The sequence below is a fragment of the Variovorax cryoconiti genome, from assembly GCF_051216395.1.
In the GTDB taxonomy this organism is placed as follows: domain Bacteria; phylum Pseudomonadota; class Gammaproteobacteria; order Burkholderiales; family Burkholderiaceae_C; genus Variovorax.
This window is the reverse complement of sequence record NZ_JBPJZI010000001.1, coordinates 78,186-104,556: the sequence shown is the minus strand read 5'-3', so window position 1 is coordinate 104,556 and position 26,371 is coordinate 78,186. Positions and strand designations below refer to the sequence as shown.

Below are 26,371 nucleotides of genomic sequence, written 5' to 3'. Positions count from 1 at the left end.
TCACCGGTCGCTCGTCAGGGCTTGCGATGGCTCAGCGCATTGGTCACCAGACGCGACGTGATGTCGACGATCTGGATCATGCGGTCGTAGGGCATGCGCGTGGGGCCGATCACGCCCAGCGTGCCGACCACCTGCCCATCCACTTCGTAGTTGGCGCTGACGATGGACAGCTCTTCGAAGGGCACCACCTGGCTTTCGCCGCCGATGAAGATGCGCACCCCTTCGGCCTTGCTCGACACGTCGAGCAACCGCATGAGCTGCGCCTTCTGTTCGAAGAGGTCGAAAGCGCGGCGCAGTTGCCCCATGTCGCTGGAGAAGTCGCTCACCGACAGCAGGTTGCGTTCGCCGGAAATCACGACGTCGTCCTGCGACTCGGTCATGACCTCGGAGCTGGCCTGCATCGCCGCTTGCATGAGCGACGCGATCTCGCTGCGCAGCTTCTCGACTTCGGACTGCAGCCGGTCGCGCACCTGCTCGATCGTGAGGCCGGCGTAGTGCGCGTTGATGTAGTTGGCGGCCTCGACCAGTTGCGATTGCGAGTAGTCGGATTCGGGAAAGATGACGCGGTTCTGCACGTCGCCGTCGGGCGAGACGATGATGACCAGCAGGCGACGGTCCGACAGCCGCAGGAACTCGATCTGCTTGAACACCGAGGTGCGACGCGGTGCCATCACCACGCCGACGAACTGCGAGAGGCTCGACAGCAGGTTTGCTGCGTTGGCGATCACCTTCTGCGGCTGGTCGGGCGGGAGGCTGGGTGCGGGCAACTGGTCGCGTTGCGCCGTGAGCATGGTGTCAACGAAGAGCCGGTAACCGCGCGCCGTCGGAATGCGTCCGGCGGACGTGTGCGGGCTGGTGATGAGCCCCAGCGCCTCGAGGTCCGACATGACGTTGCGGATGGTCGCGGGCGAGAGTTCGAGCCCCGATGCGCGCGAGAGCGTGCGTGACCCCACAGGCTGCCCCTCGGCGATGTAGCGCTCGACCAGCGTCTTGAGCAGCAACTTGGCACGGTCGTCCAGCATCGTCTGATTTTAGTGTTGTAATTTGTAGATGACCTCGCGCTTCCGGCATGTCGCCCTTATTGGCAAGTACCAGGCGTCCGGCCGACGGGCGTCGTCCGGCGCACCGGACGACCACATCATGGCGGAGATCGGTGCGTTTCTCGAATCGCAGGGCTGCGAGGTCTCGATCGAGCGCTCCACCGCCGACGAATTGCATGGCAGCCGCTACACGGCGTTGACGGTCGAAGAGATCGGCGAGCGCTGCGACCTGGGCCTGGTCGTCGGTGGCGACGGCACCATGCTGGGCATCGGGCGGCAGCTTGCGCCGTACGGCGTACCGCTGATCGGCATCAACCGCGGCCGGCTGGGTTTCATCACCGACATTCCCCTGGACAACTACCAGGCCACGCTGGTGCCGATGCTGTCCGGCGAATACGAGGAAGACCACCGCAGCCTGCTGCACGCACAGGTGATCCGCGAAGGCGCCTGCGTGTTCGACGCACTCGCGATGAACGACGTGGTGGTCAACCGCGGCGCGACCTCGGGCATGGTCGAGTTGCGCGTGTCGGTGGGGCGCCATTTCGTGGCAAACCAGCGCGCGGACGGGCTGATCATCGCGTCGCCCACCGGCTCGACCGCCTATTCGCTGTCGGCAGGCGGCCCGCTGATGCACCCGTCGATCCCGGGCTGGGTGCTGGTGCCGATCGCGCCGCACACCTTGTCGAACCGCCCCATTCTTCTGCCGGACGCCGACGAGATCTCGATCGAGCTGGTCTCCGGCCGCGACGCCAGCGCGAACTTCGACATGCAATCGCTCGCGTCGGTCGAGATCGGCGACCGCGTCGTGGTGCGCCGCTCCGACTACCGCGTGCGCTTCCTGCACCCCCGCGGCTGGAGCTACTTCGACACCTTGCGCAAGAAACTGCACTGGAACGAGGGAGGTTCCTGATGGCGCTGCGACGCATCGCGCTGCGCGACTTCGTGATCGTGCGCGCGCTCGACATCGACCTGTCCACGGGCTTCACCGTGCTGACCGGCGAGACCGGCGCCGGCAAGTCGATCCTCATCGACGCCTTGCAGCTCGCCCTGGGCAACCGCGCCGACGCCGGTGCCGTGCGCGAAGGTGCGGAGCGGCTCGACGTGAGCGCCGAGTTCGATGCCGACCCGGCCCTTGCCGGCTGGCTCGACGAAGGTGGCTTCGAGGCTGGTGATTCGATGCTGCTGCGCCGCACCGTCGACCTGCAGGGCCGCAGCCGCGGCTGGATCAACGGCAGCCCGGCCACCGCCACCCAGCTGCGCGAACTCGGCGACCACCTGCTCGACATCCACGGCCAGCACGCCTGGCAGAGCCTGACGCGGCCCGACGCCGTGCGCGGCCTGCTCGACGCCTACGCCGGCGTGCGCACCGATGCGCTCGACAGCGCTTGGCATGCGTGGCGCCAAGCCCAAGCGGCACTCGACGGCGCCCGCGCCTCACAGGATTCGCTCCAGCGCGAACGCGAACGCCTGCAATGGCAGATCGCCGAAGTCGCCAAGCTCGCACCCGGCGAGAACGAGTGGGAAGAGCTGTCGACGAACCACACGCGCGTGTCGAACGCACAGGCCTTGATCGACGCCGCCGAAGGCGCCCGCGCGGCGCTCGAAGACGACGACCAGGGCGGGCTCGTCGGCCTCAACCGGGCGCTCAGCCTGCTGCAGGGCTGCGAGCACATCGAACCCGAGTTCAAGACGCTGGCCGAGGTGCTGGCCTCCAGCATCGCGCAGGCGGCCGACGCGGCGCACTCGCTGCACGGCTACCTCCGCCATGCCGATGCCGAACCGCAGCATCTGGCCGAGCTCGACGAACGCATGGGGCTGTGGATGTCGCTTGCACGGCGCTACAAGCGAAGCCCTGACGAACTGCCCGCACTGTTCTCCGGCTGGCAGGCAGAACTGCAGGCGCTCGACGCGCAGAGCGACCTCGATGCGCTCGAACGCAGCGAGCAGGCGGCGCAGCAGGCCTACCTGAAGGAAGCGAAGGCGGTGGGCAAGCTGCGCAAGCAGGCCGCGCCGAAGCTCTCTCAATCGGTCACGCAGGCGATGCAGGGGCTCGGCATGCAGGGCGGCCGCTTCGAAGTGGCGCTGCAGGCTTTGCCGCAGCCCGGCCGCGCCGGACTGGAGGAAGTCGCCTTCCTGGTCAGCGGTCATCCGGGCAGCACACCCCGCCCCATCGGCAAGGTGGCCTCGGGCGGTGAGCTTTCGCGGGTTGCGCTGGCCCTCGCGGTCACGACGAGCGAGCTCGGCACCGCACAGACCCTGATCTTCGACGAGGTGGACGCCGGCGTCGGCGGTGCGGTGGCCGAGACGGTCGGCCGTCTGATGCAGCAATTGGGACGTGACCGCCAGGTGCTGGCCGTCACCCATCTGCCGCAGGTCGCGGCCTGTGCCGACCATCACCTGCTGGTGGCCAAGCGGCAGACCGCAGCGGACGGTGGCGTGACGCCGCGCACCGAGAGCGGCGTGTCCGCACTCGACGGCGACGCCCGCGCCCGCGAGGTCGCGCGCATGCTCGGCGGTGAACGTCCGTCGGCCACCTCGCTGGCGCATGCGCGCGAGATGCTCGGCGGACAGAGCGTGGGGGCCGAATGAGCGACGCGCCGCAAACCGCTGCAGCGGCCACGGCGGCTGACGGGCTCGCGCTCGTGCTGATCACCGGCATGTCCGGCTCTGGCAAGTCGGTCGCGCTGCATGCGCTCGAGGACGCGGGCTACTACTGCGTCGACAACCTCCCACCCGAGCTGCTCATGCCCTTCATTGCCTTGCAGCGTGAGCAAGGGGCGACGCACGTCGCCATCGCGATGGACGTGCGCAGCGGCGTGTCGCTGCCGATCGTGCCGCAGCAGCTCGAGACGCTGCGGCGCGAGGGCGTGGCGCTGCGCTCGCTCTTCCTCGACTCGACCACCGACGCGCTGGTGCGCCGCTATTCAGAAACGCGCCGCCGTCACCCACTGTCGCGCGGCGAGGCGCGCACCGATGCGCCGGAGCAGCAACGCGTGCTGATCCAGTCGATCGACCTCGAACGCGAGCTGCTGGCCGACCTGCGCGACGGCGCCGACGTGATCGACACCAGCATCATCCGGCCGGCCCAGTTGCAGAGCTATGTGAAGGCGTTGATCTCGGCGCCGCAGAGCGCGTTGACGCTGGTCTTCGAGTCCTTCGCCTTCAAGCGCGGCGTGCCGCTCGATGCCGACTATGTCTTCGACGTGCGCATGCTGCCCAACCCGCACTACGTGCCCACGCTGCGCCCGCTGACCGGGCGCGACCAGCCGGTGATCGACTGGCTGCGCGAGCACGAGGACGTGGCGCGCATGTACGGCGACATCGAGCAGTTCCTCGCGCGCTGGCTCGACGCCCTGGCACAGGACCACCGCAGTTACGTCACCGTCGCCATCGGCTGCACCGGTGGCCAGCACCGGTCGGTGTTCCTGGTGGAGCAGCTCGCGCGCGGCTTCGGCGCGCGCTGGGCTGCCCTCAAGCGGCACCGGGAGCTGGACGGGAGCTAGGAGCCTGAGGCGGCGAGCAGCAGCTTGCGCACCGGCGCGGGCAGGCCGAGCGCCGACCAGTCGTCGGGCGCGAACCAGCCGCCCTGCTCGCCGAGCGATTGCCCGCCCGCTGCCACCTGCACGGGATGCAGATGCAGGTCCTTGTGCGTCAGCACATGCAGGAAGGCCGGCGTATCCACCACCGTCTTGCGCTCGGCGGCTCGCAAGGTCGCGAGCAAGGCCTCGCGGCTGTCGAAGACCGGCAGGCAATAGAGCCCGGCCCAGATGCCACGGGCGGGACGCTTCTCGAGCCACACCCGGCCCTCGCCGTCGTCGGCCTGGAGCATCCAGAGGGACTGCGAAGTGCGGCGCAGCTTGCGCGTCTTCACGGGATAGCGCTCCGGCTCGCCTTCGCGCAGTGCCACGCATCGCTCGCTGACCGGACACAGCATGCAGCTGGGCTTGCGCGACAGGCAGATGGTCGCGCCCAGGTCCATCACGCCCTGGGTGTAGCGCGCGATGTCGGCGCGCTCGCCGCTCGGTGGCAGCAACGCGGTGGCGCGGTCCCACAGCGCGCGCTCCTGTGCGCTCGACGCCAGGTCGCCGCCGAAGCCGAGCACGCGCGTGAGCACGCGCTTGACGTTGCCGTCGAGGATCGCCACGCGCTCGCCGAAGCAGAAGGCCGCGATCGCCGCGGCGGTGGAGCGGCCGATGCCGGGCAGTGTCACGAGCTCGGCCGCGGTCTGCGGGAACTCGCCGCCGAAGCGCGCCACGACGTCCTGCGCACAGCGGTGCATGTTGCGGGCGCGGCTGTAGTAACCCAGGCCGCTCCAGAGGCCGAAGACCTCGTCTTCGCCCGCTTCAGCGAGCGCGCGAACATCGGGAAAGCGGGCGAGGAAACGGGAAAAATAACCCAGCACCGTGCTCACCTGGGTCTGCTGCAGCATCACCTCCGACAGCCACACGCGGTAGGGGTCGCGCGTGTTCTGCCAGGGCAGTGTGCTGCGGCCGTGCGTCAGTTGCCAGGCGACGATCTCTGCGGCGAACCCGTCGTCGGGTCCGGCGATCGCGGCGACCGCCGGCGCGCGGCCCTCAGGCCGCACTGGCAGCCATCGCGGCCACCGGCGCGTCGTTGCTGGTCAGCAGCGACGTGAGCTCGTTGAGCCGCTGCTGCAGTTCGGTCAGGCCGCTGTCATGTGCGGCAATTTCCGCAAGCCGCTCGTCGAGGTTGCCGGCCGCGCCCTGGATGCGCTCGACCGACTCCAGCCGGCGGCCGAAGTTGCGGCGGCGCTCCTTGAGCTGGGCATCGAGCTGCGCGCCGGCGCCCTTGCTCCAGCGCTCGACCTCGGTCATGGCCGCCTCGTTGACCACGCGCAGCCGGCTCGACAGCGCGCGCACCAGCTTGTCGCAGAAGTCGGCCTGCGCCAGCTTCAACAGGTTGCCTACTCCCAGGTAGTGGATGTGGCTCTGCTCGATCTGCGTGAGCTGCTCCTCGAAGCCGCTCAGGTCGGGCTCGGCCGGCGCCTGCAGCGTGAAGCCGTGCTCGGCATTGAGCTGACGGAAGGTCGCGTGCAGCATCGACTGGATCTCGCCGGTCGTCGCCTGCACCTCGCGCAGGTTGTTGCGCAAGGCATCGAAGGTTTCGGCGTACACCTTGCGCACGCTCAGCTTGATGCCGGGCCGCTTCAAGGCCGCCGCCAGGTGCGCCATGTCGGCCTTGAGCGCCGTGCTGCCGAGCACCGCATACACCTCGCGCAGCAGCTTGCCCTGCACCGAGCGCACCGCCAGGATACGCACGTTGCTGGTCTCGAACTCGTTCTGTTCCTGCTCGATGCGCGAGCGCATGTGGCGGATCACGGAGACGTTCTTGCCGCGCAGGCCCTGCAGTTCCAGCACCTGTTCGGACAGGTCGCGCTGGCGCACGTTGATGATGCGCGAGGCTTCGGCCCGCAGCGAACCGATGCTGGCGTCGACCGCCAGCCGCAGCATGGTTTCGCGCTTGCCGAGCAGGCCTTCGCCCAGCACTGCCTCGAGCCCCGGCAGGCGACTCGCCCGCAGCAGCGGGTCGTCGCGCCGTATCTTCGCCTGCAGGCCCTTCTGCGCCGACACGGGCAGCACCTGCGGCAGCGGCACGCCGAGCAGCTCGGCCGCGCCCTTGCGCTGGCGTTCGATCTGCGCGTCGATCTGGGCCGGCGTGCTGAGCGTGTCCCACATCGTGTCGATCTTGTTGAGCACCACGATGCGGGTCTCGCTCGCCGGACCTTCGGTGATCAGGTGCTCGCGCCAGATCGACAGGTCGGAACGGGTCACGCCGGTGTCCGCGCCGAGGATGAAGACCACGGCATGCGCCTGCGGAATCAGACTGACCGTGAGTTCGGGCTCGGCCCCGATGGCGTTGAGGCCAGGCGTGTCGAGGATGATCAGTCCCTGCTCGAGCAGCGGATGCGGCATGTTCAGCACCGCGTGGCGCCAGCGCGGAATCTCGACCCGGCCCTGGTCGTCGGGCAGCGGGTTGTCGTCCGGTGCGTCGTCGCTCCAGAAGCCGAGCGCACGCGCTTCGGCAAGCGGCACCCAGCGCACCTCGGCCACCTTGGACATCGCCGCCGACAGGCTTTCGGCGTTGTCGACATCGACCGGCACGTCGGTCCAGCGCGCCGGCTCTTCGCGCCAGTGCATGAGCGAATGGGGTTCCAGCCGTGTTTCGATCGGCAGCAGCCGCAGGCTGGGCGGCTGCTCGGCGTCGTAGCCCAGCTCGGTCGGGCACATCGTCGTGCGGCCCGCGCTCGCCGGCATGATGCGGCGACCGTAGCCGGCAAAGAAGATCGCGTTGATCAGCTCCGACTTGCCCCGCGAGAATTCCGCCACGAAGGCGACCATCACCTTGCTCGTGCGCATCTGCGCCTCGAGCTCCTTCAGCCGCTCGGCCACGGCCTGGTCCAGCAGCTCGTTCTCGTCGAGCCAGCCGGACAGCCACTTCAGGCGCTTCGCGAAACTGCGCCGCCAGGCACCGTGCTGGTCGAACTGCTGGTTGAAGGAAGGGGTCAAAAGAGGATGCTGTAAGTGGAGCTTACAAAATATAGCATCGGGTCTGTCGATGCGCCGTCATCCAAGGACGACGCTTGTTCAGTATTTCTGACAGTTCGGGCAAAAGTAGGTCGAACGTTGTCCTTGTCGAATCTGGCGGATGGGTGTGCCGCACACCCGGCAAGGCTCCCCGGCCCGTCCGTAGACCGTCGCCTCCAGCTGGAAGTAGCCGCTCTGGCCATCGATGTTGGAGAAATCTCGCAAGGTGCTGCCGCCCCGTTCCACCGCCCGCGCCAGGATCTCGCGCACGGCGGTGTGCAGCCGCAGCGCGCGCGGCCGGCTGATGCGCGACGCGGCGAGCGTCGGGCGGATGCCCGCGAGGAACAGCGCCTCGGACGCATAGATGTTGCCCACGCCCACCACGATATCGCCGGCCAGCAGCACCTGCTTGATCGCCGCCTGGCGCTTGCGCAGCCCGGCGTGGAACGCCTCGAAGTCGAAGCTGTCTTCCAGCGGCTCCATGCCGAGGCCGCCCAGCAGCTTGATCGCGAGCGGCGACCCTTCGTCGTCGACATGCACGACAGCCCCGAAGCGCCGCGGGTCGTTCAGCCGCAGCGTGCCGCGGCTGGTCACCAGATCGAAGTGGTCGTGCGAGCCGGCCGACGGCAGCACCGCGTCGAAGCGCAGGCTGCCCGACATGCCCAGGTGCAGAAGCAGCAGACCCGCGTCGAGATCGACCAGCAGGTACTTGCCGCGCCGACGGACCGCACGCACGGTGCGGCCGATGAGACTGTCGGGCGCCACCCCCAGCGCCCAGCGCAAGGGCTTGCCCATGCGGACCGCTTCGATGCGGCCACCGGCGATGCGGTCGGCGAAACCGCGACGTGTGACTTCGACTTCGGGGAGTTCTGGCATGGGGCGAGCGTGCCACGAAAGCGCCGACGGGGAACTGGATGACCCGCAGACGCTCACACTGAAAGCCTTGGATTAATATGAGTTCGATGACCCCACTGCCCCGCCGACTCCGCCTTGCGGCGGCCCTCTCCGCTGCCCTGATCGCCATCGCCGCACAGGCCCAGCCGACCGCCCAGCCCGCGCCCCCCGCGACGCCTCCGGCGGCCGAGCCGACCAGCCCCGCGCCCCTCGTCCAGCCCCGCCCCGCCAGCCGGGCCGCCCGTCAAGCGGCCGTGGAGGCCGAAGCCAAGGCCTCTGCGCTCAGCGCCGAACTGTTCTACGAAGTGCTCGTGGGCGAGATCACGGCGCGCTCGGGCGATCCGGGCGCTGGCTATGCGCTGGTGCTCGATGCGGCGCGGCGTTCGCGCGACCCCGAGCTGTTCCAGCGAGCGGTCGAGATCGCGCTGCAGTCGCGCTCGGGTGAGGCGGCGCTGGCGGCCGCACGGTCCTGGAAGGAAAGCCTGCCCGACTCACGGGAAGCACGCCGCTTCGAACTGCAGATCCTGATCGCCCTCAACCGCATCGACGAAACCGCCGAGCCGCTGCGCGCCGAGATCGCTGCGACGCCACTTCCCGAACGGCCGTTCCTCATGACGGTCATCGCGCGGACCTATGGGCGCGCGGCCGACAAGAAGCAGGCGGCCGCGGTGGTCGAGCAGGCGCTGGTCGACGACCTGAAGAACCCCGCCACCGCCGGCTTCGCCTGGGCGACGGTCGGCCGCCTGCGCCTGGGCGCCGGCGACCCCACCGGCGCACTCGAGGCCGCCATCCAGGGTCAGCAGGCCGACCCGTCGTCCGACGGGCCGCCTCTTTTGGCCCTCGAGCTGATGGACCCCGACCGCCCACTCGCGGAGCCGCTGGTCAAACGCTACCTCGCCACCCCGCAGGCCCTGCCGGAGCTGCGCATCGGCTACGCCCGCGAACTGATGGAAGCGCGCCGCTACGCCGAAGCCACCGCTGAACTCGCCACCCTGACCCGCGACAAGCCCGAGTTGCCGGGCCCATGGATCCTGCTGGGCAGCCTGCAGGCCCAAAGCCGGCAGGACGCGCAAGCCGAAGCGTCGATCAAGCGCTACCTGGGGCTGGCCGAAGCCCTCCCAGCCGGCGACGAAGGCCGCCGCGGGCTGACGCAGGCCTACCTGCTGCTTTCGCAGTTGGCCGAACGCCGCAAGGATTTCGCCGAAGCCGAGCGCTGGCTGAGCCGCGTCGACAGCACCGACGAGGCGCAGGTCGCGCAAATGCGGCGCGCGGGCCTGCTGGCGCGTCAGGGCAAGATGCAACAGGCCCGCGAACTGATTCGCGCCCTGCCCGAACGCACGCCCGACGACGCCAAGCAGAAGTTCCAGGCCGAGGTGCAGCTGCTGCGCGACGCGAAGCAGTACCAGGTCGCCTACGACATGCTCGCCAAGGCGAGCGCCGCCGACCCGGACGACACGGACCTCATCTACGACCAGGCCATGATGGCCGAGAAGATCAACCGGCTCGACGAGATGGAACGGCTGCTGCGTCGGCAGATCGCCTTGAAGCCGGAGAGCCAGAACGCCTACAACGCGCTGGGCTACTCCTTCGCCGATCGCAAGATCCGGCTCGACGAAGCCCGCACGCTGATCCGGAAAGCCGTCGACCTCGCACCGCAGGATCCCTTCATCGCCGACAGCCTCGGCTGGGTCGAATTCCGCCTGGGCAACACGGCCGAGGCGGTCAAGATTCTCCAGGCGGCTTACCAGCGGCGGCCGGATGCCGAGATCGGCGCGCATCTGGGCGAGGTCCTCTGGGCGGCCGGCGACCGCGACCGTGCCATGGCGATCTGGCGCGAGGCCTCGCTCGTCGACGCCGAGAACGAGACGCTGCAGGAAACGCTCAAGCGCCTGCGCGTCAAGCTGTGATTCCGGCAAAACCGGCCACGCCGGCGACAGCGGCGCGACGACGGCTGATCGCCACCGCCCTCTCCGGCGTGTTGCTGCTGGCCGGCTGCGCCACGCCGGTCCGCCCCGGCACCGGCGCGGCGCAACCCGAGAGCTGGAGCGGGCGCCTGTCGCTGCGCGTCGACAGTGAACCGGTGCAGAGCTTCGCTGCCCTGTTCGACCTGCGCGGCACGCCCGAGCGCGGCACGCTGACGCTGACCACGCCCATCGGCAGCACGCTGGCCGAATTGCAGTGGTCGCCCGGCGAGGCCTGGCTGAAGAACGGGAGCGAGACGCGGCGCTACAGCTCGGTCGACGCACTGATCCAGGCGGCCACCGGCGCAGCGATCCCGGTCGACGCCCTGTTCGGCTGGCTCGGCGGGCGCGACGACACCGTCACCGGCTGGCGGCCCGACCTGACGCAATGGTCCGCCGGCAAGCTGCAGGCGGTGCGCGAGTCGCCGCTGCCGCGCAGCGACCTGCGCATCGTGTTCGAGCGCTCATGAAGGCGCTCTACGACCTGCCCGCACCGGCCAAGCTCAACCTGTTCCTGCACATCACCGGACAACGCGCAGACGGCTACCACCTGCTGCAGTCGGTCTTCATGCTGATCGACTGGTGCGACACGCTCCACGTCGAACTGCGCAGCGACGGCCAGCTCAGCCGCGAAGACCTCACCGAGGCGCTGCCGCCCGACGACCTGGTGCTGCGCGCCGCCCGCGCGCTCCAGGCGCACGCGCGGCCCGGCCAGGGCGCGCACATCGGCGTGGCAAAGCACGTGCCGGCGCAGGCCGGCATGGGCGGCGGCTCGTCCGATGCCGCCACCTGCCTGCTGGCGCTCAATCGTTTGTGGTCGCTCGACCTGCCGCTCGCGACGCTGGAGACCATCGGCCTCGCGCTCGGCGCCGACGTGCCGTTCTTCCTGCGGGGACACAACGCCTGGGTCGAGGGCATCGGCGAGCAGATCACGCCGATCGAACTGCCCGCCGGGCGCTTCGCGGTGCTCAAGCCGACCCAGGGTTTGGACACGCGTCGTATTTTTTCCGCACCCCATCTACAACGCGCAACACCCGCTGCTATAATCACGGGCTTTGCTGCATATCGCGGAACTGAAGTCTTCGACTTCGGCCACAACGACCTGCAGCCGGTCGCACAGCAGCTTTGCCCTGCCGTCACCGACGCCATCGAATGGCTCGGTCGCCAAGGGCTCACAGCGCGAATGACCGGTTCCGGAAGTGCCGTGTTTGCAGCGATGCCGCAGGAAGCGACGTTGCCAGAACCTCCTCCAGAGGGATGGCAGCTCCGGCAGTGCGGCAATCTGGCTTTCCATCCGCTCGTCGGTTGGGCTGCCTAGAAAGAAGAGAGAAGATAATCGAACCGTTCGGCGGTTCGACGCGACATATATCGGTTGGGGGCGCAAGCCACCGACCCGTGTAGGGGAGTCGCCAAGCTGGTTAAGGCACTGGATTTTGATTCCAGCATGCAAAGGTTCGAATCCTTTCTCCCCTGCCAAAACACACGACGCGCGGCCCGAAGGGGCCGTGCGTTTTTGCGAAAACTGACCCGATTGCCGACCTGAAAACAGGTCACGCGGCCCGCCGGCCACGCGACCACAAGCGTTGCAGCTGCCCGGCTGCACACACCACGAGATCACTGGCGGCTCACTAAAGAGCCACTTCCCATTGCTGGACGCGCTCATGCAGGCTCAATCCCCGGACTTCATGGTTTTCACCGGCAATGCCAATCCGGGCCTCGCCGCCGAGATCGCGCAGCATCTGGGCACCAGCTTGGGCGCCGCCCGCGTCGGCCGCTTCTCCGATGGCGAAGTCACGGTCGAGATCAACCAGAACGTCCGTGCCCGCGACGTGTTCGTGGTGCAGTCGACCTGCGCACCAACCAACGAGAACCTGATGGAACTGCTCATCATGGTCGACGCGCTCAAGCGCGCATCGGCCGAGCGCATCAGTGCCGTCATCCCCTACTACGGCTATGCCCGCCAGGACCGCCGCCCGCGCTCGAGCCGGGTGCCGATCTCGGCCAAGGTGGTGGCCGACCTGTTGCAGACCGTGGGCGTCTCGCGTGTCCTGACGATGGACCTGCACGCCGACCAGATCCAGGGCTTCTTCGACATCCCGGTCGACAACATCTACGCGTCGCCGGTGCTGCTGGGTGATCTGCGGGCCAAGAACTACGACGACCTCATCGTCGTGTCGCCCGACGTGGGCGGCGTGGTTCGTGCCCGCGCACTGGCCAAGCAGCTCGGCACCGACCTGGCCATCATCGACAAGCGTCGCCCGAAGGCGAACGTGAGCGAGGTGATGAACGTCATCGGCGAGATCGACGGCCGCAACTGCGTGATCATGGACGACATGATCGACACCGCCGGCACGCTGGTCAAAGCGGCCGAGGTGCTGAAGGAACGCGGCGCGAAGAAGGTCTATGCCTATTGCACGCACCCGATTTTCTCGGGGCCGGCCATTGAGCGCATCGCCCAGGGCTCGGCCCTCGACGAAGTCGTCGTCACCAACACCATTCCCCTCTCCGACAGCGCCAAGGGCTGCGGAAAGATCCGCCAGCTCTCCGTGGCACCGCTGATCGCCGAAACGATCCAGCGCATTGCCAAGGGCGAGTCGGTGATGAGTTTGTTCTCGGACCAAGACAACTTGTTCTGAGCAAAAAGCCGGTCTCCTAGCGCTTGACGGCGTACGGGAGGCCATTTTGAAACCGGCGCCGCACTGGTCGCGGTCGGCGCTCAAGAAGCGAAACGGCATTGCGCCTTCGCTCCAAGGAGTTAACTATGAAATTCGTCGCTTTTGAGCGCGCCATGCAGGGCACGGGTGCGAGCCGCCGTCTCCGCATCACGGGCAAGACGCCCGGTATCGTGTACGGTGGCGAGGCCGCTGCGCAAATGATCGAGATCGATCACAACGCCCTGTGGCACGCCCTCAAGAAGGAAGCGTTCCACGCCTCCATCCTCGAGATGGAACTCGGCGGTGCCGTGAGCAAGGTGCTCCTGCGCGACGTGCAGTACCACCCGTTCCGTCCGCTGGTGCAGCACATCGACTTCCAGCGCGTCGACGCCAAGACCCGCATGACCATGAAGGTGCCCCTGCACTTCAAGGGTGAAGAGGAGTCGGAAGCCGTGAAGATCGAGCTGAACCTGGTCAACCACGTGACCACCGAACTCGAAGTGAACTGCCTGCCGGCCGAACTGCCCGAGTTCATCGAGGTCGATCTGTCGGGTCTGAAGAAGAACGGCACCGTCACGCTCAAGGACATCAAGCTGCCGCGCGGCGTGAAGTGGGTCAGCCACGGCAAGGTGAACCTGGTGCTGGCCTCGGCCACCGCCCCGGCCGCCGAAGAAGTCGACGCACCGGTCGAAGGCGCTGAAGCCGTTGCCGCCGCACCGGCCGGCAAGGGCGGCAAGCCCGCCGCCAAGACCCCGGCTGCCAAGACGCCGGCCGCCAAAACGCCTGCTGCCAAGAAGTAATCCACTTCTCGCAGCCATCCGGCCAACGGCCCGCCTCGTGCGGGCCGTTTGTTTTTCCGACGCCTCGATAATCCCGACATGATCAAGTTGTTCGTCGGCCTGGGAAATCCGGGCCCGGAGTACGAAGCCACGCGGCACAACGCGGGCTTCTGGTGGATCGACGCGCTGGCACGCGATCTCAAGGTCTCGCTGACGCCGGAACGCAGCTACCACGGCCTGGCCGCACGCGCCAACGTCCACGGCCAACCGGTCTGGCTGCTCGAACCCCAGACCTTCATGAACCTGTCGGGCAAGTCGGTCTCGGCACTCGCGCGCTTCTTCAAGATCGAGCCGCAGGAGATCCTGGTGGTGCACGACGAACTCGACGTGGTGCCCGGCCAGGTCAAGCTCAAGTTCGGCGGCAGCCATGCGGGCCACAACGGCCTGCGCGACATCCACGCGCAACTGGGCACCGCCGACTACTGGCGGCTGCGCATCGGCATCGGCCACCCGGGCGTCAAGGCCGAGGTGGTGAACTGGGTGTTGAAGAAGCCACTGAAGGAACAGCGCGAGGCCATCGACGACGCCATCGTCCGCACGCTGCATGCCGTGCCGGCGCTGCTGGCCGGTGAGATGGAAAAGGCCACGCTGCAGGTCCACACGAGCAAGCCACCCCGCCCCAAACCGCCTCGGCGGGAACCGGGCGAGGGTGACGGCGAGCCCGCCGCCCCTTAGCCAGGGCGGCGCCAACAGGGAAGAAGCGAAAGGGAGCGAAGAATGAGAAGAACAAGACATCAACGCATCGCCATCGTCTGCATGGCGCTCTGCACGTGGATCGGCACCGTCCAGGCGCAGGAGGCGTCCGGCGCCTGGCGTTGCGGCAACACCTACACCGACCAGCCCTGCAAGGGCGGCAAGGCCGTGGCGCTCGACGAGGCGCCGAGCGCGGACCAGGCGCGCGAGGCGGAACGCGCCACGCGGCGCACCCAGGCCGCGGCCGACCGGATGGAGCGCGATCGGCTGCGCCAGGAAAAGGCAGCGCCCTCCCCGCTCATCCATCTTCCGAAACCGACGCAGGCCGTCTCGCCGGCCGAGCCCGCGCACCCCACGGCAAAAAAGAAGAAGGGACGCAAGGAGCCGGACTTCTTCACCGCCGCCGGCCCGGGCACGTCGAAGAAAAAGAAGGCAGAGAAGACCGAGGCCGGCAGTTAGGCGACACCGACCGGCGGGACGGACGCGTCGGCCGGCGGCTGGCCGGCGGCGTCTTTCTTGGCCGCTGTCAGCCGCTCGAACTTCTGCCACAGCGTTTCGCGCGTCTCGACATGGTCGGGGCTGACCGGGATGCACGCGACCGGGCAGATCTGCACGCATTGCGGCTCGTCGAAGTGGCCGACGCATTCGGTGCACTTGCGCGGATCGATCTCGTAGATGTCCACGCCCATGGAGATCGCGTCGTTGGGGCACTCCGGCTCGCAGACATCGCAGTTGATGCATTCGTCGGTGATCATGAGGGCCATGGCGCGATTATCCGCCGCGGGCATGCATGTTGCGGCAGTCGGGTTATGCTGCGCCCCGCCCCATGAGTCTGTTTCTATTCAAGCGCTTCGCGACGCTGATCGGCACCCTGATCGGTGCCTCGGTCATCGTCTTCCTCGTCCTCGAGATCCTGCCCGGCAACGCCGCGCAGTTGCTGCTCGGCCCCGATGCGTCGCCCGACGCCGTGGCCGCGCTCGCTACCAAGCTCGGGCTCGACCAGCCGGCCTGGACGCGCTACTGGCACTGGATCGGCGGCCTGCTCACCGGCAACCTCGGCGACAGCTACGCCTACGGCTCGCCGGTGCTCGACCTCATCCTCGAACGCCTGGCGCTCACCGTGCCGCTGGCCTTGATGGCCATGACGCTGACGGCGGTGCTGGCGCTGGGGGTCGGCGTCACGGCGGCGGCGCGCCACAACAAGCTGGGCGACGTCGGGCTGATGGGCCTCACGCAGGTGGGCATCGCGATCCCCAATTTCTGGTTCGCGATCCTGCTGATCCTGGTGTTCTCGGTGCAGCTGCAATGGTTTTCGGCCGGCGGCTTCGACGGCTGGGGCGAAGGCGTGTTCGCCGGCATCAAGTCGCTGCTGCTGCCCGCCTTGTCGCTGGCCGTGGTGCAGGCCGCGATCCTCGCGCGCATCACGCGCTCGGCCGTGCTCGAGGTGATGCGCGAAGACTTCGTGCGCACCGCGCGCGCCAAGGGCGTGTCGCAGCGCGCCGTGCTCTGGACCCACGTGCTGCGCAACGCGATGATCCCGGTGATCACCGTGATGGGCATGCAGTTCGCCGAGCTGCTGGCCGGCACCATCGTGGTGGAGAACGTGTTCTACCTGCCCGGCCTCGGCCGGCTGATCTTCCAGGCCATCAGCAACCGCGACCTGGTGGTGGTGCGCAACTGCGTGATGCTGCTGGCAGCGCTGGTGGTCATCGTGAATTTCGTGGTCGACGTGCTGTACGCCGTGATCGACCCGCGCATCAAGGCGTCCGACATATGAGCGCGCTCCCCACGACCGTGCCGAGTGCCGCCGCCCTGACGGTGCCGGGCTTCTGGCGCCGCGCCTTGCAGCACCGCAGCTTCGTCATCGGCGCGGTGCTCACGCTCCTGCTGCTGCTGGCCGCCACGGTGTCGCTGGTGTGGACGCCCTGGTCGCCCTACGAGATGGACATGGCGATCAAGCTGCAGAAGCCGAGTGGGTCCCACTGGCTGGGCACCGACCCGTTCGGGCGCGACGTGGCGTCGCTGCTGCTGGTGGGTGCGCGGGCATCGATCCTGGTCGGGCTGATCGCGGTGGGCATCGGCCTGACCGTCGGCACCGCGCTGGGCCTGCTCGCTGCGGCGAAACGCGGCTGGGTCGAAGAGGCCATCATGCGCTTCAGCGACTTCTCGCTGGCCTTCCCCGCCATCCTCTCGGCGATCATGATGACGGCGGTGTTCGGCCCGGGCATCGTGAACGCGATCGTCGCGATCGGCATCTACAACATCCCGACCTTCGCGCGCATCACGCGCGCCTCGGCCAACGCGATCTGGTCGCGCGAGTACATCGCCGCCGCGCGCGCCTGCGGCAAGGGCGGGTTCGCCATCACGATGCAGCATGTGCTGCCGAACATCTCGGCGGTCCTGATCGTGCAGATCACCATCCGATTCGCCATCGCCATCCTGGCCGAAGCCGCCCTCTCCTACCTCGGCCTCGGCACGCAGCCACCGCAGCCCTCGTGGGGCCGCATGCTGAGCGAGGCGCAGACGATGATGTTCCAGGCGCCGCTGCTGGCGGTGTTCCCGGGCATGGCGATCGCCCTGGCGGTGCTTGGCCTCAATCTCCTGGGCGATGGTCTTCGCGACCTGCTCGACCCGCGTTTGGCGAGGGCACGCTGAGATGGCATTGCTCGAAGTCAACGACCTCCACATCGGCCTGCAGACCCAGCGCGGCCCGGCCGACGCCGTGCGCGGCATCAGCTTTTCGCTCGAACGCGGCGAGACGATGGGCATCGTCGGCGAATCCGGCTGCGGCAAGTCGATCACCGTGATGTCGCTCATGGGCCTGCTGCCGGCCAGCGCCAAGGTCGGCGGGAGCATCCGTTTCGACGGCACCGAACTCGTCGGGCTCGACGAGCGCACGCTGTGCGGCATTCGCGGCAACCGCATCGGCATGATCTTCCAGGAGCCGATGACGGCCCTGAACCCGGTGCACACCATCGCCCGCCAGGTCGGCGAGCCGCTGCGCCTGCACCGCGGGCTGACCGGCGCGGCCGCGCGCAAGGAGGTGCTCGCCCTGCTCGACCGCGTCGGCATCCCCGACGCGGCCTCGCGGCTCGATGCCTACCCGCACCAGTTCTCGGGCGGGCAGCGTCAGCGCATCGGCATCGCGATGGCGCTGGCCTGTGGGCCCGACCTGCTGATCGCCGACGAACCGACCACGGCCCTCGACGTGACGATCCAGAAGCAGATCCTCGACCTGATCCAGGGCCTCGTCGCCGAGCGCGGCATGGCGCTCATCCTCATCTCGCACGACCTCGGTGTGATCGCCCAGAGCGTGTCGAAGATGCTGGTGATGTACGGCGGCAGCGTCGTCGAGAGCGGCCCGACGGGCGCCGTCTTCGCCGAGCGCGCGCACCCGTACACGCAGGGCCTGTTCGCCGCACGGCCCGCGCTCGGTGCGCGGCGCGGCGGGCGGCTCGCCACCATCCGCGGCAGCGTGCCCGAGCTGGTCGACCTGCCGCCCGGCTGCCCCTTCGCCGGCCGCTGCGCCTTCACCATTGACGACTGTCACGGCACCCGGCCACCGGCCACACCGCTGCCGCACGGCCACCAGGTGCGCTGCATCCGGCTCGACGCGGTGTCCGCTGCCGTCGCAGGAGCCAGCGCATGACGACGACCCCGCCGCTGCTCGAGGTCACCGACCTGGTCCGCCACTACGCGCTGCCACGCGAGAAGCTGCTGGCCCCGCCGCCGCAGGTGAAGGCGCTCAACGGCGTGAGCTTCCGCATCGAGGCCGGCCGCAGCCTGGGCATCGTCGGGGAATCGGGTTCGGGCAAGTCGACCATCGCCCGGCTGGTGATGGCGCTCGACGCGCCGACCGCCGGCAGCGTGAAGCTGCTCGGCCGCGACTTGCACAAGTTGCCGCGGGCCGAGCTTCGTGCGGCGCGGCGCGATGTGCAGATGGTGTTCCAGGACCCGTACGGCTCGCTCGACCCGCGCCAGAAGGTGGCGCGCATCGTGGCCGAGCCACTCGAGGCGCTGGCCGAGACCAGTCGCCACGAACAGCGCGAGCGCGCCGCCGAATCGCTCGCCGCCGTCGGCCTGCGCAGCACCGACCTCGACAAGTACCCGCACGAGTTCTCCGGCGGCCAGCGACAGCGCATCGCCATCGCCCGTGCACTGATCACGCGCCCCAAGCTGATCGTCGCCGACGAGCCGGTCAGCGCGCTCGACGTGTCGGTGCAGGCGCAGGTGCTCAACCTCATGCAGGACCTGCAGCAGCAGTTCGGCATCAGCTACCTGCTCATCAGCCACGACCTGGCCGTGGTGAACCACTTGTGCGATGCGGTCTGCGTGCTGCACCGCGGTCTGGTGGTCGAGCGCGGCGACCCACAGGAACTCTTCGCGCATGCGCAGCACCCGTACACGCAGGCCCTGCTCGCGGCCGTCCCGCGCGCGGAGCCGCCCGCGCGTGCGCAGCGCGCTTGATATAACGTCTCTCGTCTTTTCTACGCCCTTTCCAGGAGCCTGACCATGTTGAAACGCCGCACCGTTCTCACCGCATCTGCCGCGACTGCGGTCGCCTCGGCCCTCCCCTCGCTGGCGCTCGCGCAGAACCGCAAGGACGCGATGGTGCTCGGCATGACGCTGGAGCCGACCGGCCTCGACCCGACGGTGGCCGCCGCCGTCTCGATCAGCGAAGTCACGCTCTACAACATCTATGAGACGCTCACCAAGATCAACGCCGACGGCAGCGTGACGCCGCTCCTGGCCGAGAGCTGGGACATCTCGCCCGACCTGAAGACCTACACCTTCCGCCTGCGCAAGGGCGTGAAGTTCCAGAACGGCGAGCCCTTCAATGCGCAGACGGTGAAGTTCGCCTTCGAGCGCGCCGGCGGCGAGAAGAGCGTCAACAAGGACAAGCGCACCTTCGCCAACATCGGCGTGCAGGTGATCGACGACTACACCGTCGTGCTGCTCAACAAGGAAATCGACCCCGACTTCCCCTTCGTGCTCGGCCAGGCCACGTCGATCATCGTGGAGCCCAAGAGTGCCGACACGAACGCGACCAAGCCCGTGGGCACCGGCCCGTACAAGCTCGACGCGTACAACAAGGGCGCATCGCTCGTGCTGAGCAAGTGGGACGGCTTTCGCAACCCGGCGCAGGCCAAGCTCAACAAGATCACCTTCCGCTTCATCTCCGACCCGGCCGCACAGGCCGCCTCGCTGCTGGCCGGCGACGTCGACGTGTTCCCGCGTGCGGCCACCCGCATCGTGGCGCAGTTCAAGGCCAACCCACAGTTCCAGACCATCCTGGCCGGCTCGCGCGGCAAGACCATCCTCGCCATCAACAACGCCAAGAAGCCGCTCGACGACGTGCGCGTGCGCCGCGCCATCCTGGCCGCGCTCGACCGCAAGGCGATCATCGAAGGTGCGGCCGACGGCTTCGGCACGCCGATCGGCAGCCACTACGTGCCCGGCGCGCCGGGCTACGTCGACACCACGGGTGTGAACCCCTTCGACATCGAGAAGGCCAAGAAGCTGCTGGCCGAAGCGGGCGTGAAGACGCCGCTGGAACTCACGATGACGCTGCCCCCACCACCGTATGCGCGCCAGGGCGGCGAGATGGTCGTGGCGCAACTCGCCAAGATCGGCATTGTGGTGAAGGTGCAGAACGTCGAGTGGGCGCAGTGGCTCAGCGGCACCTACGGCAACAAGAATTACGACCTGTCGATCGTGTCGCACGTCGAGCCCTTCGACCTGGGCAACTACGCCAAGTCGGACTACTACTGGGGCTACCAGTCGAAGCCCTTCGTCGCCTTGTTCGACAAAATCAAGAACACCGGCAACATCGCAGAGCGCAACAAGCTGCTCGGCGATGCGCAGAAGATGCTGGCCGCCGACGCGGCCAACGGCTTCCTGTTCCAGCCGCAGTTCCCGACCATCGCCAAGAAGAACGTGAAGGGCCTGTGGAAGGAATTGCCGATCTTCGCGAACGACCTGTCGGCCCTCTCCTGGGGGTGAAATGGACCACCCCCGAAGCGGCGCACTGCGTGTCGCCGCCTCCCCCTTGAGGGGGCGCACCCGGCGAACCGGCTGAGCCGGTTCCGCGGGTGCTCTGGCCTCGGTCGGGCCGGTTTCATCGGCTGCGGTGACGTGTGGCGCTGCGGAACACTGAAAAGGTGTGAAGAGGCTCAGGCGAACTGCGCCATCAGCAGGTCGCGTGCCCGGGTCACGAAGTCGCTTTCGCCCTGGCGGGGCGGCAGCGCATGGAAGGCAACGCGCGGCAGCGCTGGCAGGCCGGCCAACCGCAGCGGCACCACGCCGCCACACAGCGCCGATTCGTTGAGGCAGGCCACGCCCAGGCCGGCCACCAATGCCGACTGCAGGCCCGCCACGCCCGACGCGACGTGTGCCACCTGGTAAGGCACGCGCCGCTGCCGCAGCAGCTTCACGGTGAATTGATGCAGCGCACAGGTGTCGGGCAGCACCAGCAGTCGAAGCGGCGCACCCTTGGGCCATGACAGGCCCCGCGCGCCCATCCAGACCAGGCCTTCGCGGCGCAGCACCGCGCCACGCGCCACGGCGCCGGTGCCGGTTTGGGCGATGCGCATCGCCACGCCGACATCGACCTCGCCGCGCGCGTACGCGGCCTCGACATCGCCACTCTTCATGACGCTCACGCGCAGGCGAACCTGCGGGTAACGCTCGCCCAGCCGCGCCAGCAGACCCGCCAGTTCAGCCGGCCGGAAATAGTCGGTGACGGCCAGGCGCAGTTCGCCCTGTAGCGGCTCGTCACGCATCTCGCGATAAGCCGTTTCGCTGAGCGCCAGGATGGCGCGCGCATGGCCCAAGAGGCGCGCGCCGGCCTCGGTCACCGCCACGCCCGCCTTGCTTCGGGTGAACAGCGACCGGCCGGCGCGCTCTTCCAGCTTGCGCACCTGCTCGCTGACCGAGGATTGCGAGAGGAAGACGCGGGGTGCCGCCGCTGTGAGGCTGCCAGCCTCGGCGACGGCCACGAAGGTGCGCAGCTGCTCGATGTCGAAGGTTGCCATTGAATCCACCCGATATGCCGATGCCATCCATCTTATCTTCCCGCTTTTCCGATGACATGCGACGGCGAAGAATCACCCATCGTCATTCACCACCCCAGGAGCCGTCATGCCGCACATCGTCCTTCACCTCTCCGGCGCACCCGACGCCACCCGCACCCGCCAGGCGGTCGACGCCGTGGTGCGTCTGACGCAGTCGGTGCTCGGCAAGAAACTGCCGGTGATCGCCGTCGCGGTGCAGCACATCCCCGCCGACCAGTGGTTCATCGGCGGCGAGACGCTGGCCTCGCTCGGCCGCAGCGCCTTCCAGCTGGACATCAGCATCACCGACGAAACCAATACCAAGGCCGAGAAGGCGCGCTATCTGCGGGAGGTGCACGCGAACATGGCGGCGCTGCTGCCCGACCTGCACGAGGTGTCGTACGTGCACGTGATCGATGCGCGGGCTGCAGCCTATGGCTATGGCGGACTGACGCAGGAGCACCGCCACCAGCAGGCCGGCGTGTAGCAACGCGGCGGGCTGCGGGTGCAGCGAGGGCGTGGCACCATGGCGGGAGCCACTACCTTCGAGGATCCTTCCGTGAGCGCAGCGCCCCGCCCCCTGACCGACAGCCTCGGCAACGCCGTCACGCTCGATGACCCGGCCAGCCTGCAGGCGGTCGACGACTTCGTCGGCGGCTTCATCGCCTGCGAAGCGCGCGCCGCGAACGTGCTCGAAGCCGCCGAGGACACCAGCCCGCTGGTGCAGGCCTATTGCGCCGCGCTGCACATGTTCGCCGAGTCGCGCGAGGGCGCGCCGAACGCGTTGCCCTTCATCGCTCGCGCACAGGCGGGCGCTGCACGCGCGACGGCGCGGGAGCAACGCTTCAGCGCCGCGGTCGCCGCCTGGATCGACGGGGACATCACCGGCGCGATCGCCTTGCACGAAGAACAGGCGCGGGCACATCCTCGCGACCTGGTGTCGGTCAAGCTCGGCCAGTATCACTGCTTCAACCGGGGCGACGGACCGGGCATGCTGCGGCTCGCCCTGGCCGCCCTGCCCCACGCGGCCGATGTGCCCTACCTGCACGGCATGGCGGCCTTCGGCCACGAGCAGTGCCACCGCATGCGCGAGGCCGAAGCCAGCGCGCGACGCGCCATCGCGATGTGCCGCAAGGAACCCTGGGCGCACCATGCGCTGGGCCACGTCATGCTGACCGAAGGCCGCCTGTCGGAGGGCCTGGCCTTCCTGCGCAGCGTGAGCGACACCTGGACCGGCCTGAACTCCTTCATGGTCACGCACAACTGGTGGCACGTGGCGCTGTTCCTCATCGACCTCGGCCACGACGCCGAAGCGCTGGCCGTGTACGACCGCGAGGTCTGGGGCGTGGTGCCTGACTACACGCAGGACCAGATCGGCGCCGTGTCGCTGCTGGCGCGCTTCGAGCTCGCAGGCATCGACGTCGGCGCGCGCTGGCAGGACGTGGCGGACCGCCTCGTCACGCGGCTGGACGACCATGTGCTGCCCTTCCTCGACCTGCAGTACCTCTATGGCCTCGCGCGGGCCGGCCGGCCCGAGGCCGACGTGCTGCTGCAGCGCATCGAGGCCTTCGCGCCCACCGCACCCGTCGACACGCGCGAGGCGTGGGTGCGCGTCTGCGTGCCGGCCGCGCACGGGCTGCTCGCCCATGCACGCGGCGACATGGCCGGTGCCATCGCCGGGCTGGGCCTGGCCCTGCCGCGTCTCATCGAGATCGGCGGCAGCCATGCACAGCGCGACCTGTTCGAGCAGGTGCACCTCGACGCCCTGGTGCGCCGCGGCTCCGAGCGCACGCTGGGCGCGGCGCAGGGCCTGCTGCAGCAGCAGGTCAACGGCCAGCCCGAATCGTTGCGGCTGAAGCGCCAGCTCGACGGGGTGTACGCCGGCCTCCGCCTGCCGACCGCGAGCTGACGCGTACGATCCGACGCCGCGCCAGTCCCGCCCTTCTCGCTCACGCCCATGACCCCGCACTTCACCGAAGCGACCACCGCCTACTGGCAACAACTGATCGAGCCTGATCGGGTTGCCCAACCCGCGGCGCCCTGGCGCCATGGCTATCCGGCCCGTCTGCCGGACGGCCGCGTGCTGATGCTGCCGATCCGCCAACTCGCGAGCGAGCCCACGCAAGCGGTCGCCTCGCTCATCTGCAACCAGGCGTCTCTCGAGGTCATCGAGACACTGGGCCGCCTGCTGGCCGACAAGCTGGCGCCGCTGAAGCCCGACGTGGTCATCGGCATCCCGACGCTGGGCCTGACCTTCGCGCCCGTGGTGGCGCGCCACCTGGGCCACACGCGCTATGTACCGATGGGCTACTCGCGCAAGTTCTGGTACGACGAGGCGCTCTCGGGCGCGGTGCAGTCCATCACCACGCCCACGGCCGGCAAGCGCGTGTACCTCGATCCGAACCTGCTGCCGCTGGTGCAGGGCAAGCGCGTCGTGTTGGTCGACGATGCGGTCAGCAGCGGCAGCACGCTGAAGGCGCCGTGGACGCTGATCGAGTCGCTCGGCGCCGAGGTGCTGGCCTGCGGCGTCGCCATGCTCCAAGGCAAGCGCTGGCAGCAGACGCTGGGCGCCGAACGCGCCGCGCGCCTGGTCGGCGTGTTCGACAGCCCGCTGCTGCAGGCGGTGCCCGACGGTTGGGTCGAACGCAACTGACCTGCGCGCGCCACAGCCAGCGCAGCGTCGCTTGGTACGCAACCTGCTTAAAGCAGGGCATTACGCCGGCGTATCTGGTTTCGTATACGTTTTTGGTGCATCGCGGGGCCTGCGCGCGATGGGCCGCCGCATTCTGGAGTTTTCATGCACCCCACCCGTTCGTCCGCCCTGCCCGCCACGCTGTCGCGCCGTCGCCTCTTGCAGGCGGCCGGTGCCGCCGGCAGCCTGATCGCCGCCCCGGCCTTCGCGCAGACGCGCGCCATCAGCATCACGCTGCCCTGGGTGGTGAACGGCTCCAACTACTGGCCGATGGTCGGCAAGGAACTGGGCTACTTCAAGAAGCGCGGCATCGACCTGACCGTCTCGCGCGGCAACGGCTCGGTCGCCGCGGCGCAGGCCGTGGCCAACAAGCAGTTCGACCTGGGCGTGGTCTTCTTCGGCGGCACGCTGGTCAACATGGCGCGCGGCCTGCCGCTGCAGGCGCTGGCCACCATCGGCTACGACGCGCTGATGGGCAACCTGGTGCTGGAAGATTCGCCGATCCGCGGCCCCAAGGATTTCGAAGGCAAGCGCGTCGGCACCGTCGCCACCTCGGCCGAGTCGCCCTACTGGACGGCCTACGCCGCCAAGACCGGCATCGACCTCGCGAAGGTCACGCGCCAGCAGCTCGACGCCCGCCTGATCGAGCGCGCGCTGATGGACAAGCAGGTCGATGCGATCACCGCCATCGGCTCGTCGAGCATTCCGGTGCTCGACTCGCTGGGCGTGAAGACGCGCTTCATCCCCTGGGCCAACGCGGGCGTGCAGCTCTACGCCGCGCAGGTCATCGCGCGCCGCGAGACCATCGATGCCGACGCCGGCCTGTGCCAGGCGATGGTCGACGGCATCCTTGAATCGGTGGTCTACACGCTGAAGAACCCGCAGGCCTCGCTCGAGATCCTCTACAAGGCCCAGCCCGAGATCGCAATGGCCAAGGGCGGCAAGGAAAACGCCACCATCTCGCAGGGCCTGGCGCAGGCCACCATGGTCGCGTCTGAAGCCATCCAGAACGGCATGGGCTACAGCAGCATCCCGACGCTGGCCAGCATGATCTCGCTGGCCGCCAAGGCCGGTGCCCTCACCGCCGACGCCAGGCCGCTGCGCCCCGAAGACCTGGCGACCAACCGCTTCGTCGGCAAGATCAGGCTGAGCACCGCCGAGTGGGACGCCATCAAGAAGAACGTCGCGCCCTACAACAAGATGCTCGGGATCGCCTGATGCGACGTGCGTCGGCTCCCCGATGAACGACAGCATCGTCCGCCGCATCGGCCTGCCCCTCGCCTTCGCCCTCGGCACGCTGGTGCTGTGGGAAGTCGTGGTGCGCGCCTTCGACATCCGCGAGGTGCTGCTGCCCACGCCCAGTGCCATCGGCCTGCGCCTGGTCGAAACCTTCCCGCTGCTGATGCAGCACGCCTGGCCCACCGTGTGGGAAAGCGTGGCCGGCTTCGCCATCGCCTCGGTGCTCGGCGTGGCGCTGGCCGCGCTGCTGAGCGCGTCGGGCCTGATGCGTCAGATGCTCTACCCGAACGTGGTGCTGTTCCAGCTGATCCCGAAGATCGCGCTGGCGCCGCTCTTCATCGTGTGGCTGGGCATCGGCTTCCAGTCGCGGCTGACCTTCTCGGTCTTCATCAGTTTCTTCCCCGTCGTCATCGCCGCATTGGCAGGCCTCGACAACGTCGACAAGTCGCTGCTGCGCCTGTGCCGCGCGCTCACCGCATCGAGCTGGCAGGTGTTCGCGTCGGTGCGGCTGCCGCACGCCCTGCCCTACGTCTTCAGCGGCATGAAGATCGCAACCACCTTCGCCATCATCGGCGTGATCGTGGGTGAGTTCATCACCTCGCAGGCCGGGCTCGGCTACCTGATCCTCTTCGCCTCGTCGCAGGCCGACACCTCGCTGATCCTCGCCGCCATCGTCGTGCTGTGCGCCTTCGGGTTGCTGTTCTACGGCGCGGTCGCCTGGCTCGAGCGCTGGACCCAGAAAGCCTTCGGCGAATGAACGCG

At 68.5% G+C, this 26,371-nt stretch carries 26 protein-coding genes and 1 tRNA gene; 21 read left to right on the top strand and 6 right to left on the bottom strand.

From position 1 onward, the window contains the following. Positions 1–14: 14 nt before the first annotated feature. The gene (gene hrcA, locus ACSFA2_RS00555; RefSeq protein ID WP_435453371.1) at positions 15–1,022 is read right to left on the bottom strand and encodes a heat-inducible transcriptional repressor HrcA; all 1,008 of its coding nucleotides are present in this window, start codon (positions 1,020–1,022) and stop codon (positions 15–17) included. Positions 1,023–1,050: 28 nt separating this feature from the next. Between hrcA and ACSFA2_RS00550 the strand changes: the two genes are divergently transcribed. Genes ACSFA2_RS00550 through rapZ form a run of 3 tightly spaced genes read left to right on the top strand, consistent with a single transcriptional unit; the run spans position 1,051 to position 4,543 of the window. After that, positions 1,051–1,950 (top strand): NAD kinase, encoded by a 900-nt coding sequence (locus tag ACSFA2_RS00550; RefSeq protein WP_435453370.1) that lies wholly within the window; start codon positions 1,051–1,053, stop codon positions 1,948–1,950. After that, the gene (gene recN, locus ACSFA2_RS00545; protein ID WP_435453369.1) at positions 1,950–3,629 is read left to right on the top strand and encodes a DNA repair protein RecN; all 1,680 of its coding nucleotides are present in this window, start codon (positions 1,950–1,952) and stop codon (positions 3,627–3,629) included. Before ACSFA2_RS00550 ends, recN begins: the two co-directional genes overlap by 1 nt. Continuing rightward, entirely contained in the window at positions 3,626–4,543 is a 918-nt protein-coding gene (gene rapZ / locus ACSFA2_RS00540) for an RNase adapter RapZ (RefSeq protein WP_435453368.1), read from the top strand. Before recN ends, rapZ begins: the two co-directional genes overlap by 4 nt. On the opposite strand, the gene mutY is transcribed toward rapZ, so the two are convergent. The 3 genes from mutY to mutM all read right to left on the bottom strand — a co-directional run bounded on the left by mutY (position 4,540) and on the right by mutM (position 8,461). Next, positions 4,540–5,625 (bottom strand): A/G-specific adenine glycosylase, encoded by a 1,086-nt coding sequence (gene mutY / locus ACSFA2_RS00535; RefSeq protein WP_435453367.1) that lies wholly within the window; start codon positions 5,623–5,625, stop codon positions 4,540–4,542. The genes rapZ and mutY overlap by 4 nt on opposite strands. After that, complete coding sequence (locus ACSFA2_RS00530) at positions 5,615–7,567, bottom strand: dynamin family protein (RefSeq protein WP_435453366.1); 1,953 nt, start codon at positions 7,565–7,567, stop codon at positions 5,615–5,617. The genes mutY and ACSFA2_RS00530 overlap by 11 nt, the downstream gene beginning before the upstream one ends. A gap of 78 nt (positions 7,568–7,645) precedes the next feature. Then, positions 7,646–8,461: a bifunctional DNA-formamidopyrimidine glycosylase/DNA-(apurinic or apyrimidinic site) lyase gene (mutM, locus tag ACSFA2_RS00525; RefSeq protein WP_435453365.1), complete on the bottom strand. Its 816-nt coding sequence runs from the start codon at positions 8,459–8,461 to the stop codon at positions 7,646–7,648. A gap of 86 nt (positions 8,462–8,547) precedes the next feature. Between mutM and ACSFA2_RS00520 the strand changes: the two genes are divergently transcribed. The 8 genes from ACSFA2_RS00520 (at position 8,548) to ACSFA2_RS00485 (ending at position 15,085) form a co-directional block, all read left to right on the top strand. Further along, a complete protein-coding gene (locus ACSFA2_RS00520; RefSeq protein WP_435453364.1) occupies positions 8,548–10,386 on the top strand; it encodes a tetratricopeptide repeat protein in 1,839 nt (612 codons plus the stop codon). Further along, positions 10,383–10,910: a lipoprotein insertase outer membrane protein LolB gene (locus tag ACSFA2_RS00515; protein ID WP_435453363.1), complete on the top strand. Its 528-nt coding sequence runs from the start codon at positions 10,383–10,385 to the stop codon at positions 10,908–10,910. The genes ACSFA2_RS00520 and ACSFA2_RS00515 overlap by 4 nt, the downstream gene beginning before the upstream one ends. After that, a complete protein-coding gene (ispE, locus tag ACSFA2_RS00510) occupies positions 10,907–11,758 on the top strand; it encodes a 4-(cytidine 5'-diphospho)-2-C-methyl-D-erythritol kinase (RefSeq protein ID WP_435453362.1) in 852 nt (283 codons plus the stop codon). The genes ACSFA2_RS00515 and ispE overlap by 4 nt, the downstream gene beginning before the upstream one ends. 81 nt (positions 11,759–11,839) lie before the next feature. Beyond that, positions 11,840–11,916 (top strand) — tRNA-Gln (locus ACSFA2_RS00505). Between the two features lie 185 nt (positions 11,917–12,101). After that, a complete protein-coding gene (locus ACSFA2_RS00500) occupies positions 12,102–13,076 on the top strand; it encodes a ribose-phosphate pyrophosphokinase (protein WP_435453361.1) in 975 nt (324 codons plus the stop codon). Between the two features lie 125 nt (positions 13,077–13,201). Continuing rightward, on the top strand, positions 13,202–13,894 hold the full coding sequence (locus ACSFA2_RS00495) for a 50S ribosomal protein L25/general stress protein Ctc (RefSeq protein ID WP_435453360.1): 693 nt from the start codon (positions 13,202–13,204) through the stop codon (positions 13,892–13,894). Positions 13,895–13,972: 78 nt separating this feature from the next. Then, the gene (gene pth / locus ACSFA2_RS00490; protein WP_435453359.1) at positions 13,973–14,608 is read left to right on the top strand and encodes an aminoacyl-tRNA hydrolase; all 636 of its coding nucleotides are present in this window, start codon (positions 13,973–13,975) and stop codon (positions 14,606–14,608) included. Positions 14,609–14,650: 42 nt separating this feature from the next. Further along, a complete protein-coding gene (locus ACSFA2_RS00485; RefSeq protein ID WP_435453358.1) occupies positions 14,651–15,085 on the top strand; it encodes a hypothetical protein in 435 nt (144 codons plus the stop codon). On the opposite strand, the gene ACSFA2_RS00480 is transcribed toward ACSFA2_RS00485, so the two are convergent. Further along, positions 15,082–15,390: a YfhL family 4Fe-4S dicluster ferredoxin gene (locus ACSFA2_RS00480; protein ID WP_435453357.1), complete on the bottom strand. Its 309-nt coding sequence runs from the start codon at positions 15,388–15,390 to the stop codon at positions 15,082–15,084. The genes ACSFA2_RS00485 and ACSFA2_RS00480 overlap by 4 nt on opposite strands. A gap of 62 nt (positions 15,391–15,452) precedes the next feature. On the opposite strand from ACSFA2_RS00480, the gene ACSFA2_RS00475 reads away from it, so the two are divergent. From ACSFA2_RS00475 to ACSFA2_RS00455, 5 genes are read left to right on the top strand one after another with little or no spacing between them, the layout of a single operon-like run. Then, the gene (locus tag ACSFA2_RS00475) at positions 15,453–16,403 is read left to right on the top strand and encodes an ABC transporter permease (RefSeq protein WP_435453356.1); all 951 of its coding nucleotides are present in this window, start codon (positions 15,453–15,455) and stop codon (positions 16,401–16,403) included. Then, a complete protein-coding gene (locus ACSFA2_RS00470; protein WP_435453355.1) occupies positions 16,400–17,281 on the top strand; it encodes an ABC transporter permease in 882 nt (293 codons plus the stop codon). The genes ACSFA2_RS00475 and ACSFA2_RS00470 overlap by 4 nt, the downstream gene beginning before the upstream one ends. Before the next feature lies 1 nt (position 17,282). Next, positions 17,283–18,275, top strand: coding sequence for an ABC transporter ATP-binding protein (locus ACSFA2_RS00465; protein WP_435453354.1), 993 nt, complete (start codon positions 17,283–17,285; stop codon positions 18,273–18,275). Beyond that, positions 18,272–19,093, top strand: coding sequence for an ATP-binding cassette domain-containing protein (locus tag ACSFA2_RS00460; protein WP_435453353.1), 822 nt, complete (start codon positions 18,272–18,274; stop codon positions 19,091–19,093). Before ACSFA2_RS00465 ends, ACSFA2_RS00460 begins: the two co-directional genes overlap by 4 nt. A 45-nt stretch (positions 19,094–19,138) precedes the next feature. Then, complete coding sequence (locus ACSFA2_RS00455) at positions 19,139–20,629, top strand: ABC transporter substrate-binding protein (protein ID WP_435453352.1); 1,491 nt, start codon at positions 19,139–19,141, stop codon at positions 20,627–20,629. Between the two features lie 170 nt (positions 20,630–20,799). Here the strand turns inward: ACSFA2_RS00455 and ACSFA2_RS00450 are convergent, their stop codons facing one another. Continuing rightward, positions 20,800–21,660 carry a LysR family transcriptional regulator gene (locus ACSFA2_RS00450; protein ID WP_435453351.1) on the bottom strand — a complete coding sequence of 287 codons (861 nt, stop codon included), beginning with the start codon at positions 21,658–21,660 and terminating at the stop codon, positions 20,800–20,802. Between the two features lie 106 nt (positions 21,661–21,766). Between ACSFA2_RS00450 and ACSFA2_RS00445 the strand changes: the two genes are divergently transcribed. The 5 genes from ACSFA2_RS00445 (at position 21,767) to ACSFA2_RS00425 (ending at position 26,366) form a co-directional block, all read left to right on the top strand. After that, positions 21,767–22,165 (top strand): tautomerase family protein, encoded by a 399-nt coding sequence (locus tag ACSFA2_RS00445; protein WP_435453350.1) that lies wholly within the window; start codon positions 21,767–21,769, stop codon positions 22,163–22,165. A gap of 72 nt (positions 22,166–22,237) precedes the next feature. After that, a complete protein-coding gene (locus tag ACSFA2_RS00440; protein WP_435453349.1) occupies positions 22,238–23,587 on the top strand; it encodes a tetratricopeptide repeat protein in 1,350 nt (449 codons plus the stop codon). A gap of 48 nt (positions 23,588–23,635) precedes the next feature. Next, positions 23,636–24,331, top strand: a complete 696-nt coding sequence (locus ACSFA2_RS00435; protein ID WP_435453348.1) for a phosphoribosyltransferase — start codon at positions 23,636–23,638, stop codon at positions 24,329–24,331. Positions 24,332–24,475: 144 nt separating this feature from the next. Further along, positions 24,476–25,588 (top strand): ABC transporter substrate-binding protein, encoded by a 1,113-nt coding sequence (locus ACSFA2_RS00430; RefSeq protein WP_435453347.1) that lies wholly within the window; start codon positions 24,476–24,478, stop codon positions 25,586–25,588. A gap of 22 nt (positions 25,589–25,610) precedes the next feature. Next, positions 25,611–26,366, top strand: coding sequence for an ABC transporter permease (locus tag ACSFA2_RS00425; RefSeq protein ID WP_435453346.1), 756 nt, complete (start codon positions 25,611–25,613; stop codon positions 26,364–26,366). Positions 26,367–26,371 lie beyond the last annotated feature (5 nt).